At 65.6% G+C, this 16,738-nt stretch carries 17 protein-coding genes; 6 read left to right on the forward strand and 11 right to left on the reverse strand.

All coding sequences use genetic code 11. The annotated features are described in order from the left end of the window. Positions 1-90 precede the first annotated feature (90 nt). Positions 91-414 (forward strand): hypothetical protein, encoded by a 324-nt coding sequence (locus tag I603_RS04220; protein WP_068862601.1) that lies wholly within the window; start codon positions 91-93, stop codon positions 412-414. A 6-nt stretch (positions 415-420) separates the two neighbouring features. Here the strand turns inward: I603_RS04220 and I603_RS04225 are convergent, their stop codons facing one another. From I603_RS04225 to I603_RS04240, 4 genes are all read right to left on the reverse strand, one after another. Further along, entirely contained in the window at positions 421-1,986 is a 1,566-nt protein-coding gene (locus I603_RS04225; RefSeq protein WP_232305246.1) for a hypothetical protein, read from the reverse strand. Between the two features lie 110 nt (positions 1,987-2,096). Beyond that, a complete protein-coding gene (locus I603_RS04230; protein ID WP_068862602.1) occupies positions 2,097-3,722 on the reverse strand; it encodes an FAD-dependent oxidoreductase in 1,626 nt (541 codons plus the stop codon). Positions 3,723-3,781: 59 nt separating this feature from the next. Further along, complete coding sequence (locus I603_RS04235) at positions 3,782-5,626, reverse strand: DUF885 domain-containing protein (RefSeq protein ID WP_068863259.1); 1,845 nt, start codon at positions 5,624-5,626, stop codon at positions 3,782-3,784. Positions 5,627-5,677: 51 nt separating this feature from the next. After that, positions 5,678-6,046 (reverse strand): DUF3597 family protein, encoded by a 369-nt coding sequence (locus I603_RS04240; protein WP_084439840.1) that lies wholly within the window; start codon positions 6,044-6,046, stop codon positions 5,678-5,680. Between the two features lie 110 nt (positions 6,047-6,156). On the opposite strand from I603_RS04240, the gene I603_RS04245 reads away from it, so the two are divergent. Then, positions 6,157-6,369: a hypothetical protein gene (locus tag I603_RS04245; protein WP_068862604.1), complete on the forward strand. Its 213-nt coding sequence runs from the start codon at positions 6,157-6,159 to the stop codon at positions 6,367-6,369. A 25-nt stretch (positions 6,370-6,394) separates the two neighbouring features. Here I603_RS04245 and I603_RS04250 read toward each other — a convergent pair whose 3' ends face one another. After that, the gene (locus I603_RS04250) at positions 6,395-7,078 is read right to left on the reverse strand and encodes an energy transducer TonB (protein ID WP_068862605.1); all 684 of its coding nucleotides are present in this window, start codon (positions 7,076-7,078) and stop codon (positions 6,395-6,397) included. Between the two features lie 232 nt (positions 7,079-7,310). Further along, entirely contained in the window at positions 7,311-7,967 is a 657-nt protein-coding gene (locus I603_RS04255) for an alpha/beta hydrolase (RefSeq protein ID WP_068862606.1), read from the reverse strand. A 183-nt stretch (positions 7,968-8,150) separates the two neighbouring features. On the opposite strand from I603_RS04255, the gene I603_RS04260 reads away from it, so the two are divergent. From I603_RS04260 to parC, 4 genes are all read left to right on the forward strand, one after another. After that, positions 8,151-9,074 (forward strand): cysteine desulfurase family protein, encoded by a 924-nt coding sequence (locus I603_RS04260; protein ID WP_232305262.1) that lies wholly within the window; start codon positions 8,151-8,153, stop codon positions 9,072-9,074. After that, positions 9,071-10,171 (forward strand): cysteine desulfurase family protein, encoded by a 1,101-nt coding sequence (locus I603_RS04265; RefSeq protein ID WP_068862608.1) that lies wholly within the window; start codon positions 9,071-9,073, stop codon positions 10,169-10,171. The genes I603_RS04260 and I603_RS04265 overlap by 4 nt, the downstream gene beginning before the upstream one ends. 2 nt (positions 10,172-10,173) lie before the next feature. Continuing rightward, positions 10,174-10,503, forward strand: a complete 330-nt coding sequence (locus tag I603_RS04270; RefSeq protein ID WP_407643902.1) for a 2Fe-2S iron-sulfur cluster-binding protein — start codon at positions 10,174-10,176, stop codon at positions 10,501-10,503. Between the two features lie 61 nt (positions 10,504-10,564). Next, on the forward strand, positions 10,565-12,859 hold the full coding sequence (gene parC / locus I603_RS04275; RefSeq protein WP_068862610.1) for a DNA topoisomerase IV subunit A: 2,295 nt from the start codon (positions 10,565-10,567) through the stop codon (positions 12,857-12,859). A gap of 85 nt (positions 12,860-12,944) precedes the next feature. Here parC and I603_RS04280 read toward each other — a convergent pair whose 3' ends face one another. The 5 genes from I603_RS04280 to I603_RS04300 form a co-directional block, all read right to left on the reverse strand. Next, positions 12,945-13,541, reverse strand: coding sequence for a hypothetical protein (locus tag I603_RS04280; RefSeq protein ID WP_143736751.1), 597 nt, complete (start codon positions 13,539-13,541; stop codon positions 12,945-12,947). A 247-nt stretch (positions 13,542-13,788) separates the two neighbouring features. Then, positions 13,789-14,979, reverse strand: coding sequence for a CCA tRNA nucleotidyltransferase (locus I603_RS04285; RefSeq protein WP_068862612.1), 1,191 nt, complete (start codon positions 14,977-14,979; stop codon positions 13,789-13,791). After that, a complete protein-coding gene (locus I603_RS04290) occupies positions 14,969-15,598 on the reverse strand; it encodes a CoA pyrophosphatase (RefSeq protein WP_068862613.1) in 630 nt (209 codons plus the stop codon). Before I603_RS04290 ends, I603_RS04285 begins: the two co-directional genes overlap by 11 nt. Continuing rightward, positions 15,595-16,149: a DUF1285 domain-containing protein gene (locus tag I603_RS04295; protein ID WP_068862614.1), complete on the reverse strand. Its 555-nt coding sequence runs from the start codon at positions 16,147-16,149 to the stop codon at positions 15,595-15,597. The genes I603_RS04290 and I603_RS04295 overlap by 4 nt, the downstream gene beginning before the upstream one ends. Positions 16,150-16,200: 51 nt before the next feature. Beyond that, a complete protein-coding gene (locus I603_RS04300; protein WP_068863260.1) occupies positions 16,201-16,734 on the reverse strand; it encodes a GNAT family N-acetyltransferase in 534 nt (177 codons plus the stop codon). Between the last annotated feature and the right edge of the window lie 4 nt (positions 16,735-16,738).

Below are 16,738 nucleotides of genomic sequence, written 5' to 3' on the forward strand. Positions count from 1 at the left end.
CCGGCGCAAGACCGGAGCGGGGCTTTTTCCTTGAATCGTCCCATGCCTGCGTCACACTCGGACGGGGATCCGAGTCGAAGGAGAGACGGCATGAGCATTCTGGACGGTATTCTGAAGAACATCGGCGGCGCGCCGGACGATGTGGTGAACCTTGCCAAGCAGGTCGGGCTGGATCCGGCGATGGTAGAAAAGGCGATCGCGACGCTCGGCCATACGCATCAGCTGGAGGGCGATACAATCGAGCTGGCGGCGGAAAAGACCGGCCTCAGCACTGATGCCCTCGGTCAGATCGTCGCAGCGATCGGCGGCGAAGGCTCGCTCGCCAACTTCGCGAACATCCTTGACCGTGATGGTGACGGCAACCCGATCGACGACATCATGGACATGGCCAAGGGGTTGTTCGGCAAGAGCTGAGCAGTCTCAATTCACTGTGCCGGAAAGCTCGGCGCCCTCGTCCTCTTCGGGCAGGTTGCTGACGTCGACAATCGTGCCATCGGCGACATCGCTGACCATTGCGATCAGTCGTTTGGCGCGGCTGGCCGCAGGGCTGCCGTGGGGATCGGCGGCCAGCGGAGCAAGGAACTGACGCGCGCGGGCGTTCTCGCCCTCCGCGATTATCATCATTCCGGTGTCAATCTGATATTGTTGGTCGAACGGGGCTAGCTGCGCGGCATAGCTAAGCGCGGCGCGGACATCCTTTGGTGGCTTGATGCCACGCTCGGCAAAGCTGCGATAATAGTAATACAGCGGTAACGGATGTTCGGGTTCGATCGCGTTGAGGGCCTCGAATGGCCGCATCGCCGCGGCAAAGGCGGCCTCGCGGTCGTCCGCGTCCTTCGCCTGGCGGAACAACGCAAAGCCCTTCTGCACATAGGCGTTGACCTGACGCGGATCGAGCGCGAGCGCCTTGTCGGCGGCGGCGATCGCTTCGGCATCATTGCCCGCATCATATTCCGCTTCAGCCAGGGCTGCGAGCACCGCGGCGTCATCCGGGAAACGGGCTGCAACAGCGCGGGCGCCAGTCAGGATGTCAGCCGCCTGGGCTTCATCGACGCCGCGCTTGGAGCGGATCCGGAGCGGCATGATTTCGGCTTCACCTTCTGTCAGCCTGCGCAATTGCACCGGGCTTCCGGTCGACAGCTTGTCGGCACCAAGGATGGCGACGTTCAGGCGCTTGTTCTTGTATGAGCGTAGCTCCTTTTCGAGCGCATCGAGATCGCCGAACGCCGTCTCTGCCGCCGCGAGCGGTGCCATGCCCTCGAGCAGATTGCGCTGATACTGGCTCAACTGCCCGGCACGTTCGCTGGAGAAGGTGAGGTAGTGATAGGTCAGCCAGCTCTTGCCGTAGAAGGCATCATAGCCGCTGCCCTTCTGCTTCTCGTAGAGTTCCGGATCGAACAGCTCGCGCAGCGGTACCGGTTCGGCAAAGGCAAGTTCGCTCGACCGGTGCTGCGCCACTTGCCCGACGTAAAGGCTGCCGTCGTCATTGAAGGTCGTTGCCGCGAAAAACTCCGCCGCACCTTCGTTCATCCACCGCGGCATGGGCATGCGCGAGGAAGAGATCAGGAAATGGTGGGCATATTCATGCAGCAGCACGATCGTGGAAAAATGGGGATAGCCCTTCTGGTTCTGGATCTCCTGCACGAAGGCGACGCTGCCACCGGCGCGCGGAATGTAGAAGCCGGCCACGAAGCGGTTGTCGCCGCCCATCAGCTTTTGAATGTCCCGCTCGCTTCCGACGACATAGATGGTGACCCGGTTCGACGGACTGGGCTTTTCGATCTTGCGCTGGGTCAGGAACGCCATCGCGCTGTGATAGCGTTCCAGGCTTTCGGCAAAGCGGATGATATCGCGATCGGAGTCCCTGGCGTAGATCACGAAGTGATCGGTCGAGGCCTCGTACCATTCGGCCTGCGCGGGAAGCGCGGCCAGCAGCAAAGCGCAAACGCCGAAGACGGCGCGAACAAGATTACCCAGCATCATCATGGCCCCTTGCCCTGCCTGCGATTGCAGGATGCAAGCCCCGAGAATAGGACGCATTCTCCCTGATGCAAAAGATTTTTCGGGATGATTCCGGGCATGACCGGGCGGGCCGATTACGCCTCTGCGGCACGCATATCCTCGAGATATTGCCAGATCCGGCTGACCACCACCGATCCTTCCCCCACCGCGCTTGCCACGCGCTTGACCGATCCGGCACGCACATCGCCGACCCCGAAAATGCCCGGCGCGGTGGTTGCAAAATCGTCCGCCTGCCCTGCTGCGGCGCCAGTCAGCACGAAGCCCTTGTCATCGGTCGCCGCCAATCCTGACAGCCAGTCGGTATTGGGCGCGGCACCGATCATGATGAACAGCGCGCGGGTATCGATCCGGCGCTCGGTGTCCTTCGTCTTGAGCGTGATTGCTTCCAGCCACTTGTCGCCGTGCAACGCGGTCACTTCGCTGTGATAGTGGATGGTGATGCGCGGATCGGCCTCCAGCCGCTGCGACAGATAGCTCGACATCGAGGCGGCGAGGCTGCCCGAACGCACCACCAGATGGACGTGGGCTGCGGCGCGGCTGAGGAACATGGCTGCCTGACCTGCCGAATTGCCGCCGCCGATCACCACGGCTTCGGTCTGGTTGCAGAAGCGCGCCTCCATCTCGGTCGCCGAATAGAACACGCCCGCACCTTCCAGCGCCTCCAGATGGTCAAGCGGCAGGCGGCGATACTGCACCCCCGTTGCCACCAGCACCGCGCGGGCGCAGAGTTCATCCCCGTCATCGAGCGTGGCGCAATAGGAGCCGTCCGCGCGCCTCGCCATGGCCTCGACCCGGCGTGGCATCACGAAGCGGGTGCCGAACTTCATCGCCTGCACCTGCCCGCGCCATGTGAGATCGGTGCCGGAAATGCCGGTGGGAAAGCCCATGTAGTTCTCGATCCGGCTCGATGTGCCGGCCTGCCCGCCGACGGCGGTATCCTCGATCACCAGTGCCTCGATCCCCTCGCTGCCCGCATAGACCGCCGCCGCGACCCCTGCCGGGCCGCCGCCGACGATAAGCAGGTCGTAGGTATGCTGCGCGCAGATATCGAGATCGAGTCCGAGATATTGCGCGACCTTGCGCGGGGTGGGATCATCCAGCCGGGTGTCGGTGCCGAGGATCACCGAAGGCTCGTGCCCGATCAGGCTGCACACCTCCACGGTCTCCGGATCGGCCCCGTCCATGTCGAAGCTCTGGAACGGAATGCGGTTCCTCGACAGGAAGCGTTCGACCGCCTGCACCTGCGGATCGCGGTCCGCGCCGACCACCTTGACCGCGCTGTTCTTCAATTCGAACTGCTTGCGCCGCCGCGCGGCGAAGACGGTCAGGACATGATCGGAAAGCTCCGGCACCTGGCTCATCAACGCGAGCATGTCTTCACGCGGGGCCTCGATCACGCGGGTGTCGACCGCTGCGCGCATTTTCAGGTAGTTGGTGCTGCGGTTGAGAAAGCCGATCTCGCCTGCGAACTGCGTGGGGCCGAGGCCGGAAGGCAGCAGCCGCTTGCCGGTATAGGGATCGACCACCTCGATCTCCCCTTCGAGAACGTAGACGAAGCGGTCGAGCGGCTCGCCGATATCCATCACGATGCTGCCCGCCGGGTAGCTGACTTCGCGCCCGATCGCGCAGATGGCATCGACATGCGACGGTGCCAGCGGCACCCGGCGCATGGTTTCAAGGTCTTGTCCCAGTGTTTCCATGCGACCCTCCGGCTGTCGTCCGCACGGAAGCGATGCCCGCCGGAGGTTGCAAGATGGGGTCAGGCCTTCGCCTTGGCAATATAGCGGCTTACGGTGTTGGCCACGACATTGAGCGGCGCATTGCCGCCGAGGATCACCGCGGTGTTGAAGGCCTTGAAGTCATAGGCGCTGCCAAGCTCGGCCTGCGCGCGGGCGCGCTGGCGCACGATTTCCGAGTGGCCGATCTTGTAGCCGCAGGCCTGCCCCGGCCAGCTGCAATAGCGATCGACCTCGGACGCGACTTCCTCGGCCTTGGAGCCGTTGCGCTCGACGAAGAACTGGCGACCTTGCTCGCGCGTCCAGCGCTTGGAGTGGAGGCCCGTGTCGACCACCAACCGGCAGGCGCGGAAGGCGAGGGATTGCAGGTAGCCCAATCGCCCGACCTTGAATTCGTCATAGGCGCCCAGCTCGTCGGCCAGCTGTTCGGCATAGAGCGCCCAGCCTTCGCTGAAAGCGTTGAAGGCCAGGATCGAGCGGATCAGCGGCAGGCGGTTGGAGAATTCGCCCTCCCACACATGGCCCGGAATGCTCTCGTGGAAGGTGAGATCGGCGAGATCATATTTGCGGTGCAGGTCGGTGGTGCGCAAGTTGATCCAGAAGCGCCCGGGGATCGAGCCGTCCTTGCTCCCCGCGCCGCCATAGGCCCCCGGCGCGCCCGGTTCCTCGGCGAGCGGCAGGCGGCGGACTTCCAGCGGCGGATCGACCAGCCGGTTGAAAGCGCGCGGCATCTGCGCCTTGATCCAGTCGACCCGGTCATTGATGAAATCGAAGATCTCCTTGCGACCCGGATCCCCCTCGGCAAACCGGTAGCGCGGGTCGGCGCTGAGCGCCTGCATCCGCTCGCCCACGCTTCCCTTGGTGTAGCCGATGTCTTTCAGGATCGGGTCCATCCGCGCGTGCAGTTCATCCAGTTCGGCAAGGCCCTGACGGTGGATCTCGTCGGGTGTCAGCGTGGTGGTGGTCGAAGCGCCCACCGCCCAGCCGTAATATTCCTCGCCCATCGGCTGGGCCCACATTCCGGCATTGTCCTTTGCCTCGGCACGCTGGCGCCTGAGCTCGGCAAGCTGGCGTTCGAGCGCCGGCAGGATCCCTCCTGCAATGATCCGTTCGGCCTGCGCAGCCGCGCCGGCGGCACCGGAGATCCCGCTCGCGGCGAGCGGGCCGGCATAGCTGTCGCTTGCCTGGGCAAGGCTGGCCTCCATCTGGGCGATCGCCTTGTCGAGCAGGAAGGCGGGCGGCACGAGCCCCATGCCACGCGCGGAGCGGATCCGGTCGCGCTCGCCATCGAGGATCGCGGGCACCTCGGCCAGGCGATCCATGTAGGGGCCGACATCCTCGCTCGTCTTCAGGGGTTGGGTCGAACCGAAGAAGCGCGGCAGATCAAGATAGCCGCCGACATTCTGGATCACCACGTAGGGCGCGTTGCGCCAGCTGCCGACGGCCACATCGCCATAGGGCATGGCCATGCCTTCAAGCGCCTTGGAAAAGGCGGTGTCGACCACTTCAAAGCCGATCTGCTGGTCGCTGGTCAGACCTTCCTTGGGGAAGGCGCGGGCTTCGGCCACGAGATCCTTGAGGGTCGTCGCATAATCGCTGCGCCCTTCCTCGCCCGGCGTGCCGAAGGTTGCGCGCCATGCGGCATATTCGCCGGTATCGACGCCCAGCCCGGTCGCGCGACCCGGTTCATGGGCAAGCATCCGGTAGGCGATCGCATCGAGCGCGGCGTCGGCATCGAGCCCGGCAATCGCGCTGCTGCCGGGCCTGGCCTGGCTGCGCGCGCAGGCTGGCAGGAGGGCGAGGGCGGAGACACCGCCAAGCCCGGCAAGGGCCTGGCGGCGGGTGAAATCGGCAAATCTCTCTCTCATGGCGACTTGGCTTACCGCCAGGTCGATGCGAGTCAATCGCCGGGACTGCAATCAGTCCTTGAGAATGCCCGTCACCTTGCCGCCTTCGAGCGCCAGCAGATTGAGCACGGCATGATGCAGCGCGATGTTCTGCTCGGCGGTGCCTTCGTAATCGGTCATGCCTAGTTCGCCGGCCAGTTCCTTGCGGTTCCCGTAGCTTGGATCAATCCCGACCATCTTCATCAGATCCACGATCGAGGTCTTCCAGTTGTACTTGTCGGCGTCGGGCATGGCGGCGATGCGGGCCATCATCTCTTCTTCGCTGATCGCTGCAGCGGGAACCGTCGGCTCGGCTGCAGCAGGCGCTGGTGCCGCGGCCTTCTTCTCCTCCTTGCCAGAGCCAAAGATCGCATTCTTGATTGAACTGAAAATACCCATCATAGCCTCCCTTGCGCCGTCCCCTTGCTGCCCGGGCCAGCAATAGAGCCGGATTGTTCCGGCCCGATTACAACCCCGCTCGCAAAGGCTAGCTTGCTGGAGCCCCTTTCACAATGACCGATATCGTCCTCTCGATCGTGATGCTCGCCGCCCTTGCTCTGCTGGCAGGGGCCTTTGTCCTGTGGCGACGCACCGGGCAGGTCAAGCAGCCTGCGCTGATGGTGCTGCTGGCCGTAATCGCGGTGATCAACGTGCTGATCTGGACGGTTCCGACCAAGGACGGCGCTGCACCGGTCGAGCAGATCAAGGCCGCCGGCGAGGGCTAGGCCTCACCGGCGGCCGCGGTTCATGTCATTTGGGGATCTGCCAGTTCACCGTGTTGCTGTAGCTGCCCGCGACCGGCTTGCCGGTGCCATCGCGCGCGGCAACGAAACGGGCGCGCTTGCTCACGAGTTCGCAGGTCGCCTCGTCGAGCGCCTTGTGGCCGGTCGAACGGGTGATGGTGCAGCCCGTCACCTTGCCCGCCGCATCGATGGCGAGCGTGAAGCCGGCCTTCCCGCTCAACCCCTCGCGGATCCAGCGGCTGCGATAGTCGCTGTCGGTCACCCAGCGCCCCGGATTGCCGCGAGGGCTGGCCGCCACCGGATCGAAGGGCGATGCTGAGGGTGCCGGGCCGGGGATGCCGAAATCCACCGGGACGCTGATTGGACCGGTCAGCTCGCCTGCGCCGGGCAGGGTCTGGATCGGGGTGTTGCTGCCCAGATCGACGGGGATGGTGTCGGGCCGGGTGATGGTGGTGGTCGTGCTCGTCTGCGGCTGCTGGTTGGTGGTGGTGACCGGTTCGACCGGATCGGGCGGGGGCGGGGGGATCGGGATCGGCTTGACGGTAAAGCCCGTGAGCGGCTTCGGCTTGTCCTCGATCACGACCGTGACCGCGAGGCCGACCACCAGCAGCGCGGCGACGGCGGCGGGGATGCCGATCGCTCCGGCGAGCGCTGCGGGATTGGGACGGCGGCTCTGGGAAGCATAGGTCATAGGGGGGGCTCCTCTCTCCATTGTCATGGGAGCGGTCGCCGGAGCGCCTGTCACAAGCAGAAACCCTCCGGCCCCGCTCGGGAGCGAAGGTACTATGACTTTTGCTAGGGACGAAGAACTATCGCGTTGCGTTTCAGGATGGTTTTGTGTGCTGCCCGCCCGCAGGCGCCCGGAGCGTAGCGGCGGAATAGCGCCGGGGACGCACCCGCGCAGGCGGGTGCGCCAACGAGAATCACTTGATCGGGCAATCCGGCGAGAGGCGGAAGTCGAGGTAATTGTCGACAGAGGCCATCAGCTCTTCAAGTTCGTTCTCGAAGAAGTGGTTGGCGCGCGGAATTTCCTCGTGGTGGATGGTGATGTGCTTCTGCGTGCGCAGCTTGTCGACCAGCTTCTGCACCGCACCCGGCTGCACCACGGTATCGGCCGCGCCCTGCACGAAGATGCCGGAGGCAGGGCAGGGGGCGAGGAATGAAAAGTCGTACATGTTCGCAGGCGGCGCGACCGAGATGAACCCGCGCACCTCTGGGCGGCGCATCAGCAATTGCATCCCGATCAGCGCACCGAAGGAATAGCCCGCAATCCAGGTGCTCTGCGCTTCGGGGTGGATCGACTGCACCCAGTCCAGCGCGCTCGCCGCGTCGGACAATTCGCCCACGCCGGAATCGAAGCTCCCCTGCGAACGCCCCACGCCGCGGAAGTTGAAGCGCAAGGTGGCAAAGCCGCGGTCGGCAAAGGTCTTGTAGAGCCGCTGCACGATCCGGTCGTTCATCGTGCCGCCGCCTTCGGGGTGCGGGTGCAGGATCATCGCCACCGGCGCACGCGGGCGCGGGGGCGGGGAGAAACGGCCTTCAAGACGGCCTTCGGGGCCGGGAAAGATGACTGAGGGCATCGGTAAGCCTTGAAATCGAGGAGTGTAAACGGGAAGCCGCGCCGGGTGGCGCTTGCCATTGCGCGCTCTATATAGGCGCGAACGCGCAAATCGCAATTTTTTGTGAGGATCCCAGCCATTCCCGAACGGGTCTATCTCGATCATGCCGCCACATCGCCGCTGCGCCCCGAAGCCAAGGCTGCGATGGAAGAGGGATTTGCCATCTGGGCGAACCCCTCCAGCCCCCACGCCGAAGGCCGCCGGGCACGCGCCGCGCTGGAGGACGCGCGCGAGCGGATCAGGCGGGCGCTGGGGTGGGAGGGCGAGCTGATCTTCACCTCCGGCGCGAGCGAGGCGCTGTGGATTGCGCTCAACCGGGCGAAGGCGAAGCGGCGGATCGTCAGCGCTGTCGAACATGACGCGGTGTTCCGGGCCGCGCCCGATGCGACCGTGTTCACCGGCGAAGAAGTTCTTGATGCGCAAACGCTGGTCTCCATCCAGCACGTCAATTCGGAAACCGGCACGATCAATCCGGTGAGCGACACCGCGGCGACCCTTGGCGATAGCGGGGCGGTCCTGCTGTCCGATTGCGCGCAATCCGCCGGTAAGCTGGCGCTACCCGATGCCCACATGATCGTGGTCAGCGCCCACAAGCTCGGCGGGCCGATCGGGGTGGGCGCCCTGCTAGTGCGGGACTTCAATCTGCTCGAACCCTCGGGCGGGCATGAACGCGGCTACCGGCAGGGAACGGAGAACCTGCCGGGCGCAATGGGCATGGCAGCGGCATTGGAGGCGGGTGAATGGAGCACCACGTCCGCCCAGCGCGCGCTATTCGCCGAGAGCGTCGCAGCGCACCGCCTGACTATCGGCGAGCAGGTCGATTACATTTTTGCCCTGGCCCACCCTTCGATCAGCGCGCAGGCGCTGCTGATCCGATTGGACGGACAAGGCTTTGCGGTTTCGGCAGGCAGCGCGTGTTCTTCGGGGACCTTGAAGAAAAGCCGGGTGCTCGATGCTTTCGGCGTCCCCGACGATGTCGCCGCACGAACCATCCGGGTGAGCATCGGCTGGAACACCACGCCGCAGGAGCTGGAGCGTTTCAGCGAGGCCTGGAGATCGCTCGCATGATCTACCTCGACTATCAGGCCACAACCCCGCTTGCGCCCGAAGCGCGCGAGGCGATGCTGCGCTGGCTCGGCGGGCCTGACAGCGACACCTTCGGCAATCCCCATTCGCCGCACCGGATGGGCCGGATGGCGGCAGCGGCGGTCGAGGCGGCGCGCGAGCAGGTCGCCGGGCTGATGCCCGCAGGCGGACAGGTGGTGTTCACCTCCGGCGCGACCGAGGCGCTCAACATGGTGCTGCTGGGCACCCCCGGCGATGTCATCACCTTCGCCACCGAACATGCCGCCGTGCTTGATTGCGCCCGCGCCATCGAGGCTCAAGGGCGGCGCTTTACCGTACTTCCCGTTCTGCCCGATGGGCGCGCGGATCTGGACGCGCTCGGGGCCGCGATCACGCCGAATACGGGGCTGGTCGCGATCATGGCGGTCAATAACGAGATCGGGGTCATCCATCCGCTCGCCGAGGCCATTGCTATTGCCCGTGCAGCGGGCGCAAAGGTGCTGGTCGACGCGGTCCAGGCCTTCGGTAGACTGCCCTTGACCCCCTTCAGCCCCGACTTCATCGCCGTCTCGGCCCACAAGATCCACGGTCCCAAGGGCGTTGGCGCCTTGTGGATCGGCCCCGATGCGCCAGCGCCGCGGCCGCTGCTGTGGGGCGGCGGACAGGAGGCCCGCCTGCGCTCTGGCACCCTTTCAGCCGCCCTTTGCGCCGGGTTCGGGGCGGCTTCGCGGCTCGTCACGGGGGGGCTGGAGGAGCAGATGTTTCACGTGAAACATTTGCGGAACATCGCCCGGGGACTGTTCGACGGCTGGACCGTCAACGGCTCCATCGAACACCGCTGGCACGGCAATCTCAACATCCGGCGCGATGGCCTGGACGTTGCCCGGCTGATGAGCGATTGTCGCAATGTCATGTTCTCGGCCGGCTCGGCCTGCGCCAGCGGATCGGGACGGCCCAGCCATGTCCTCAAGGCGATCGGGCTGACCGACCCGCAAGCAAAGTCCTCTATCCGGCTCGGCTTCGGACGCTATACGACCCCCGAGGATATCGAAACCGCCGCCGCCGCGATTCTCGCCGCCGCGAAGGAGCAGGGCCTGTGAGCATCACCATCACCTTCATCGACCCCCACGGCAAGCCGGTGACAGCAAGCGCCGAGGCGGGCGACAGCCTGCTGCGCGTCGGCCAGGCGGCAGGCCTGCCGCTGGAGGGCACATGCGAGGGGCAGATGGCCTGTTCGACCTGCCACGTGATCGTCGCTGCCGACTGGTTCGACCGCCTGCCGCCCGCTTCGGAGGAAGAAGAGGACATGCTCGATTTCGCGGCCGGTGCGCGGCGCACGAGCCGCCTGTCGTGCCAGATCGAACTGACCGGCGAAATAGATGGGCTGACCGTCCGCGTGCCTTCCGAAAGCAATGACCTCAGGCGCATGTAATAGGCTCAACCCTGTGGAAAGCCCTCTCCCTCGCGCGGGCGGTGATTGCTAGACGGGGGGCATGTCCGTTTCCGATACCACCGAGCCTGACGACAGCTTCGATGCCATCGTCGATGCCCCGTTCGATGCCGCTCTGTCCGAGCGTTATCTCGTCTATGCGCTGTCGACCATCACCGCGCGTTCGTTGCCCGATCTGCGCGACGGGCTGAAGCCCGTCCACCGTCGCCTCTTGTGGGCGATGCGGCAATTGAAGCTCGACCCATCCAGCGCCTTCAAGAAGTCGGCCCGCGTGGTCGGTGATGTGATCGGCAAGTATCACCCGCATGGGGATGCGAGCGTTTATGACGCGATGGTGCGCTTGGCGCAGGATTTCGCGCTGCGTTACCCGCTGGTCGAAGGGCAGGGGAACTTCGGCAATGTCGATGGCGATAACGCCGCGGCCTACCGCTATACCGAAGCGCGCCTGACCAAAACCGCCTTGGAACTGATGGCGGGGCTCGATGAAGGCACGGTCGATTTTATCCCGACCTATAATGGCGAGGAGATCGAGCCCGAGATCTTTCCGGGCCTGTTCCCCAACCTGCTGGCCAATGGCGCGAGCGGGATTGCGGTGGGCATGGCGACGAGCATTCCCAGCCACAATGTCGCAGAGATCATCGACGCGACGCTCGAACTGATCGACAATCCCCACGTCACCCACGAACGCCTGATGGAGCTGTTCCACGGCCCCGATTTCGCCACCGGCGGCCAGGTGGTCGATAGCCCTGCGGCCATCGCCGAGGCCTATCGCACCGGGCGCGGCAGCTTCCGGCTGCGCGGGCGCTTCCATGCCCCCGAGGCGAAAGACCCCGCCGATATCGAGGCCGGGGTCGAGCGGCTGGGCGGCGGGCAATGGCAGCTTGTCATCTCGGAAATTCCCTATCAGGTGCCCAAGGGCAAGCTGATCGAGCAGATCGCCCAGGCAATCGTCGACAAGAAGCTCCCCATCCTCGAGGACGTGCGCGACGAAAGCGACGAGGCAATCCGCATCATCCTGGTGCCCAAGAGCCGCAATGTCGATCCGGATCTGCTCAAGGAAAGCCTGTTCAAGCTGACCGATCTGGAGACCCGCTTCGGACTCAATCTGAACGTGCTCGATGCGACCCGCACGCCGATGGTGATGGGGCTGAAGGAGTTGCTCGACCACTGGACGGTGTCGCAGATCGACATCCTCCAGCGCCGCGCGCGGCACCGGCTCGACCAGATCGAAAAGCGGCTGGAGCTGGTCCGCGGCTATATCATTGCCTTCCTCAATCTCGACCGGGTGATCGAGATCATCCGCACCGAGGACGAGCCCAAGCCGGTGATGATGGCCGAATTCGACCTCACCGACCGGCAGGCCGAGGCGATCCTCAACATGCGGCTGCGGTCTTTGCGCAAGCTGGAGGAAATGCAGCTTCGCAAGGAGCAGGACGAACTGCTGGCCGAGCAGGACGAGCTCGAGAAGCTGCTCGAAAGCCCGGCCCGCCAGCGCACGCGGCTCAAGCGCGACCTCAAGGCCCTGCGCAAGGATTATGCCGAGGATACGGCGCTGGGCCGTCGCCGGACGCTGATTGCCGAGGCCGCGCCCACAGTCGAATTCAGCATGGACGCGATGATCGAGAAGGCGCCGGTGACCGTGATCCTCAGCCAGAAGGGCTGGATCCGTGCGGCCAGCGGGCACGTGCCCCTCGATCAGGAATTCAAGTACAAGGAAGGCGACGGGCTCGCCTTCATCGCTCATGCGCAGACCACCGACAAGCTGCTGCTGGCGGCATCGGACGGGCGCTTTTTCACGCTCGGCTGCGACAAGCTGCCCGGCGCGCGCGGTTTCGGCGAGCCGGTGCGCACCATGATCGACCTCGAAAGCGAGGCCACGGTCGTCGCGATGCTGGTGCATCGCCCGGGCGGAAAGCTGCTGCTCGCCTCGAGCCTTGGCAAGGGTTTTGTCGCTGAGACAAACGAACTGCTCGCGGAAACCCGGAAAGGCCGGCAGGTGGTGAACCTGAAGGATGGTGCAAGGCTGACGGTGATCCGTCCGATTGCAGAGGGCCACGATCATGTCGCCTGCGTCGGCGACAACCGTAAGCTGGTGGTGTTCAACCTCGAGGAACTGCCTGTCATGGCGCGCGGGCAGGGGGTGCAATTGCAACGCTATCGTGACGGCGGGCTGTCGGATGCGACCACCTTTGTCCTTGCCGACGGGTTGAGCTGGCAGATGGGCGGTTCGGGCGAACGCACCCGCACCGAAACCGAGATCCGCATGTGGAAGGTTGCCCGCGGCGCGGCCGGACGTATGCCGCCGACCGGCTTTCCCAAGTCGAACCGCTTCGACTGAGGGGCCAGCCTGCCCCTACGAGAAAGGCCGCGGCCGCCCTTGGGGGGTGACCGCGGCCCTGTGCCTCGCGCGATGCGAAACTGAATTACATGCTGGCGCCGCTCGCGCCCTCGCCGTCGCCGGAAGAGGCCATTTCGGCTTGCTTGGCGCGGGCCTGGGCGGGAGTGAGGATTTCCGCGCCTTCGGGAACGGCCACAGTGTTGGCGGTAAGCTGCTGCGCCGAATAGAGCGCCATCAGCGCGCCTTCGGGACTCACGGCAAAGCTTTCACGGGTGAGGGTAACGATGCCCCCGTCGTTCTGCACAATCACCGTGTCTTCGGCATCGATGGTGTAGACCTTGCCTGCGGGCATGCCGTCCGCGCTGACCACGGCGGCACCTTCGACCAGCGCGGCATCGCGCTTGGCATTGGCCTCGGCCACCTGCGCATCCATCATCCCGTCGATCTGTTCCTTGGTGGCGTTGATGCTCGGGCCGGTCTCACCGGTGCCGATCAGGTCGGCGGGGATCGGGGCCTTGTGCTTGCCGGTATCGATCGTGACGATACCATTGGCGACGCTTTCGACCGTGCCGATCGGATTGCCGTCATTACCGTAGACGGTCGCGCCGACATCCTGCGCGTAGGCAACGGCCGGAGCAGCGGCAAGGAGGGTGGCGATCAGCGCCAGCTTCACGGATTTCATCGATGTTTTCTCCATCTTTGCACTTCATCGTGGGCACTGCCGGGAGGTGGCAGCGGCGGCGGGACACGCGGGATGCCGGATGGCCCGGAAGGCCGCGGCGATGACCAGCACAAGGAGGCCGGGTTCAAGAGGAGCGCGCATGCAATAAATGCACGAAACCCGCTTCGGTTTCCTAGCGGGCCAAAACAGCCGATGGCAACCGCGTCGGCGGCGCTATCCCAACCGTTTATCGCCCCTTAGACGCGGTTCACCCCGCTTTGGGCTGCTGCGCAAGGGCTTCGGTCAGCAATTGCTCGACCCGGGCGGCATCGGGAAAACCTTCAGCGACCCAGCGCTGTTCGACCGTCTGCAGGATCCGCGCAACCGCGGGGCCGGCGGTCACCCCGCGCGCGACAATGGCCCCGCCCTTGAGCGGGAAGACCGGGGCTGTCCACTGGGCCAAGGCCCGCGCATCAGCGCCCAGCAGCAGCAGCCGGTCGATCGCCGAAGGCTGGCCGATGCGATAGGCAAGACCATGAAGGCTTTCTGCGTCGCTTGCCGTCCGCTCGGCCGCCATCACCAGACGGGTGCGCTGGGCCTTCGACAGGCGCAGCCGCGCTGCCACCGTTTCAGCCACGTCCGGAGAGGGCGGCAGCAGGGCGGCAAGGCGCCGAACCGGATCAAGTGCGAAGCCCTGAGCCTGTTCTGCCGCGATCAGCCTGCCAAGCGCGGCAAGCTGCGCTGCGCAGGCTTCGGGCAGGATCACGCCGAGCACGCCGTTCACCCGCATCCGCTCCAGCGTCGCATGGGGATCGGGCAGGGCGAGCAGCGCGAGCAATTCGGTCGCAATCCGCTCCCGGCTGAGGCCTTTCAGCGTATGCGCCAGTTCGCTGCACGCTTCTTCGGCTTGCGGGTCGAGCGCTGCCCCGAACCGCGCCTGAAACCGGAAATACCGCAGAATCCGCAAGTGATCCTCGGCAATTCTCTCGCGCGGGTCACCGATGAACCGCACCCGCCGTGCCTCGAGATCGGCCAGTCCGCCGAAGTAGTCGCTGATCTTCAGCGTGACCGGATCGGCATAGAGCGCGTTGATGGTGAAATCCCGACGCGCGGCGTCCTCGCGCCAGTCGCTGGCAAAGGCGATTGTGGCCCGCCTGCCATCGGTAGCGACATCGCGGCGCAAGGTCGTGATTTCCACCGGGCCATCCTTGAGGGTCGCGGTGACGGTACCGTGGTCGATCCCCGTCGGCACGGTGCGGATGCCCGCCGCGCGGCAGCGATGGATCACCTTGTCGGGGGTGAGAAGGGTGGCACAATCCACGTCATGGACCTCGGCGCCCAAGAGGCTGTCACGCACAGCGCCGCCCACCCAACGGATATTCTCGGCCCCGAGCGCCGCCGTCAGTGCGGCCAGCCCTGCGCGGTGGGGCCATTCGGCAAGGGCAAGATCACGCAGCATCGCGAAGCCCTTCGACCGAAATCCGTCGCGACAGGTTGGCGATGATCGCCGCGGTTACCCCCCAGATCCGGAAACCCTGCCAGTCCATTTCGAGATAGCGCCGTGTGGCACCGCGCCAGAATGTCTCGTTGGTCGTCCAGCAGGCCGGATCAAGCAGCACCGAAAGCGGCGCCTCGAACCAGTCGGCAACCTCGACCGGATCGGGTTTCAGGTCGAGATCCGGCGGCACCAGGCCGACGACGGGCGTGACGATGAAGCCGGTGCCGGTGTGATAGAGATCGCTTGTGCCGATCACCCTGACGGCCTCTCGCGGGAGCGCCAGTTCCTCCTCTGCCTCGCGCAGGGCCGCAGTGACCGCGTCCTCGCCGGGATCGATCTTGCCGCCGGGAAAGGCGACCTGCCCGGGATGATCGCGCATCGAGCGGGGGCGCTGGGTGAGGATCACCTGCGGATCGTCGGGCACATCGGTTATCGCGATCAGCACCGCGGCCGGTGTGGCCCGGCCCTCGCGTGCGAATTGCGCGTCGGTCAGCAGGTCGGGGATCGCGCGCGCATGGCCTTCGGCGAACAGGCGCGAAAGCGGCTCGTAGAGGCTGGGGCGGGCGGAAGGTGCGGTCATGGCAACAACGGGAAGGTTGCACCCTTGCTGGCGATCTGCCAGCCGTTTTCATCTGCCCCCTCGGCCAGCGCGATCTCGGCGAGCTGCGCCCAGGTGGAGCGGTTCAGGCGCGCCTCGCAGCCGCGACGGACATGGAGATAGAGCGCCGGTGTCTCGGCATCGCCTGCTGCGCGCAAGGGGTGATCCGGCCCGGCGATCACCAGATCATCGGTGTTGAGGCGGAACACCAGCGCATCATCGGCCCGCGCGCAATCGACCGCGATGAAGGCCGCGTCCTCGACCTCGATGGTCAATTTCTCGAAGGGGGTGACGAGCCAGTATTGCCCGTCCTCGTCGCGTTTCAGCAACCCCGCAAAGGCGCGCACCATCGCCTCGCGCCGGATCGGGTCGCCCTCGTGGTACCAGGTGCCGTCGGCGGCAATCCGCATCTTGCTGTCGCCGGCCTTCTGCGGTGCCCAGCCTTCCACCGCCGGCAATTTGCGCTGCGCGACGAGATCGGCGATTTCCGCCAGCGTCAGTTCGGCGAGATAGGGGGGCGGTTCGTAAGGCATTGATCGCGGGATGGCAGACGGAGCGGCGAAGGTGAAGGGGGTAGCTAATGCTTATCCCTCCCAAGGTCCCAGCATGCCTTCCGCCGGCATCGCCGCCAGCGCCGCGCCGCGGGCCAGCAGGCGGTCTGGCTCATACGGGCCGGGGCAGCGCCAGCCGCCGGTCATCGCAGCGGAAAAGCCCCAGCGCCCATAGTAGTCCGCATCCCCGATCAGCACCTGCGCAAGCGCGCCTCTTGCGCCCGCTGCCAGTCGCGCATCGGCTTCCAGCATGGCGCTCATGAGGCCGACACCGAAGCCTTCGCCCTGACGCTCCGGCACCACCGCCACCGGCCCCACCATCACCAGCGGCACCTGACCCTGCTTCGTCTGCAACGCGATGGGCCAGCACTGGATCGTGCCGACCAGCAATTCATCGGTGTCGAGCACCGCAAAGCTGAGCGCGGGCAACCATGGCATGCCTTCGCGGATGCGATAGGCGGTGCGCGCGTGGCGGTCCGGCCCGAAGGCACGATCAAGCACCGCTTCGAGCATGGCGGGGTCGACCGCCTCGAGCGGGATCAGTGTGGCAGTGTCGGCAGGGGTCATCGCC

Source organism: Erythrobacter dokdonensis DSW-74 (assembly GCF_001677335.1).
Taxonomy (GTDB): Bacteria; Pseudomonadota; Alphaproteobacteria; order Sphingomonadales; family Sphingomonadaceae; genus Erythrobacter; species Erythrobacter dokdonensis.

Coding starts and splice junctions, on each gene's coding strand:
- I603_RS04220 (WP_068862601.1), top strand. CDS start 91: ATGAGCATTCTGGACGGTATTCTGAAGAACATCGGCGGCGCGCCGGAC.
- I603_RS04225 (WP_232305246.1), bottom strand. CDS start 1,986: ATGATGATGCTGGGTAATCTTGTTCGCGCCGTCTTCGGCGTTTGCGCT.
- I603_RS04230 (WP_068862602.1), bottom strand. CDS start 3,722: ATGGAAACACTGGGACAAGACCTTGAAACCATGCGCCGGGTGCCGCTG.
- I603_RS04235 (WP_068863259.1), bottom strand. CDS start 5,626: ATGAGAGAGAGATTTGCCGATTTCACCCGCCGCCAGGCCCTTGCCGGG.
- I603_RS04240 (WP_084439840.1), bottom strand. CDS start 6,046: ATGATGGGTATTTTCAGTTCAATCAAGAATGCGATCTTTGGCTCTGGC.
- I603_RS04245 (WP_068862604.1), top strand. CDS start 6,157: ATGACCGATATCGTCCTCTCGATCGTGATGCTCGCCGCCCTTGCTCTG.
- I603_RS04250 (WP_068862605.1), bottom strand. CDS start 7,078: ATGACCTATGCTTCCCAGAGCCGCCGTCCCAATCCCGCAGCGCTCGCC.
- I603_RS04255 (WP_068862606.1), bottom strand. CDS start 7,967: ATGCCCTCAGTCATCTTTCCCGGCCCCGAAGGCCGTCTTGAAGGCCGT.
- I603_RS04260 (WP_232305262.1), top strand. CDS start 8,151: ATGGAAGAGGGATTTGCCATCTGGGCGAACCCCTCCAGCCCCCACGCC.
- I603_RS04265 (WP_068862608.1), top strand. CDS start 9,071: ATGATCTACCTCGACTATCAGGCCACAACCCCGCTTGCGCCCGAAGCG.
- parC (WP_068862610.1), top strand. CDS start 10,565: ATGTCCGTTTCCGATACCACCGAGCCTGACGACAGCTTCGATGCCATC.
- I603_RS04280 (WP_143736751.1), bottom strand. CDS start 13,541: ATGAAATCCGTGAAGCTGGCGCTGATCGCCACCCTCCTTGCCGCTGCT.
- I603_RS04285 (WP_068862612.1), bottom strand. CDS start 14,979: ATGCTGCGTGATCTTGCCCTTGCCGAATGGCCCCACCGCGCAGGGCTG.
- I603_RS04290 (WP_068862613.1), bottom strand. CDS start 15,598: ATGACCGCACCTTCCGCCCGCCCCAGCCTCTACGAGCCGCTTTCGCGC.
- I603_RS04295 (WP_068862614.1), bottom strand. CDS start 16,149: ATGCCTTACGAACCGCCCCCCTATCTCGCCGAACTGACGCTGGCGGAA.
- I603_RS04300 (WP_068863260.1), bottom strand. CDS start 16,734: ATGACCCCTGCCGACACTGCCACACTGATCCCGCTCGAGGCGGTCGAC.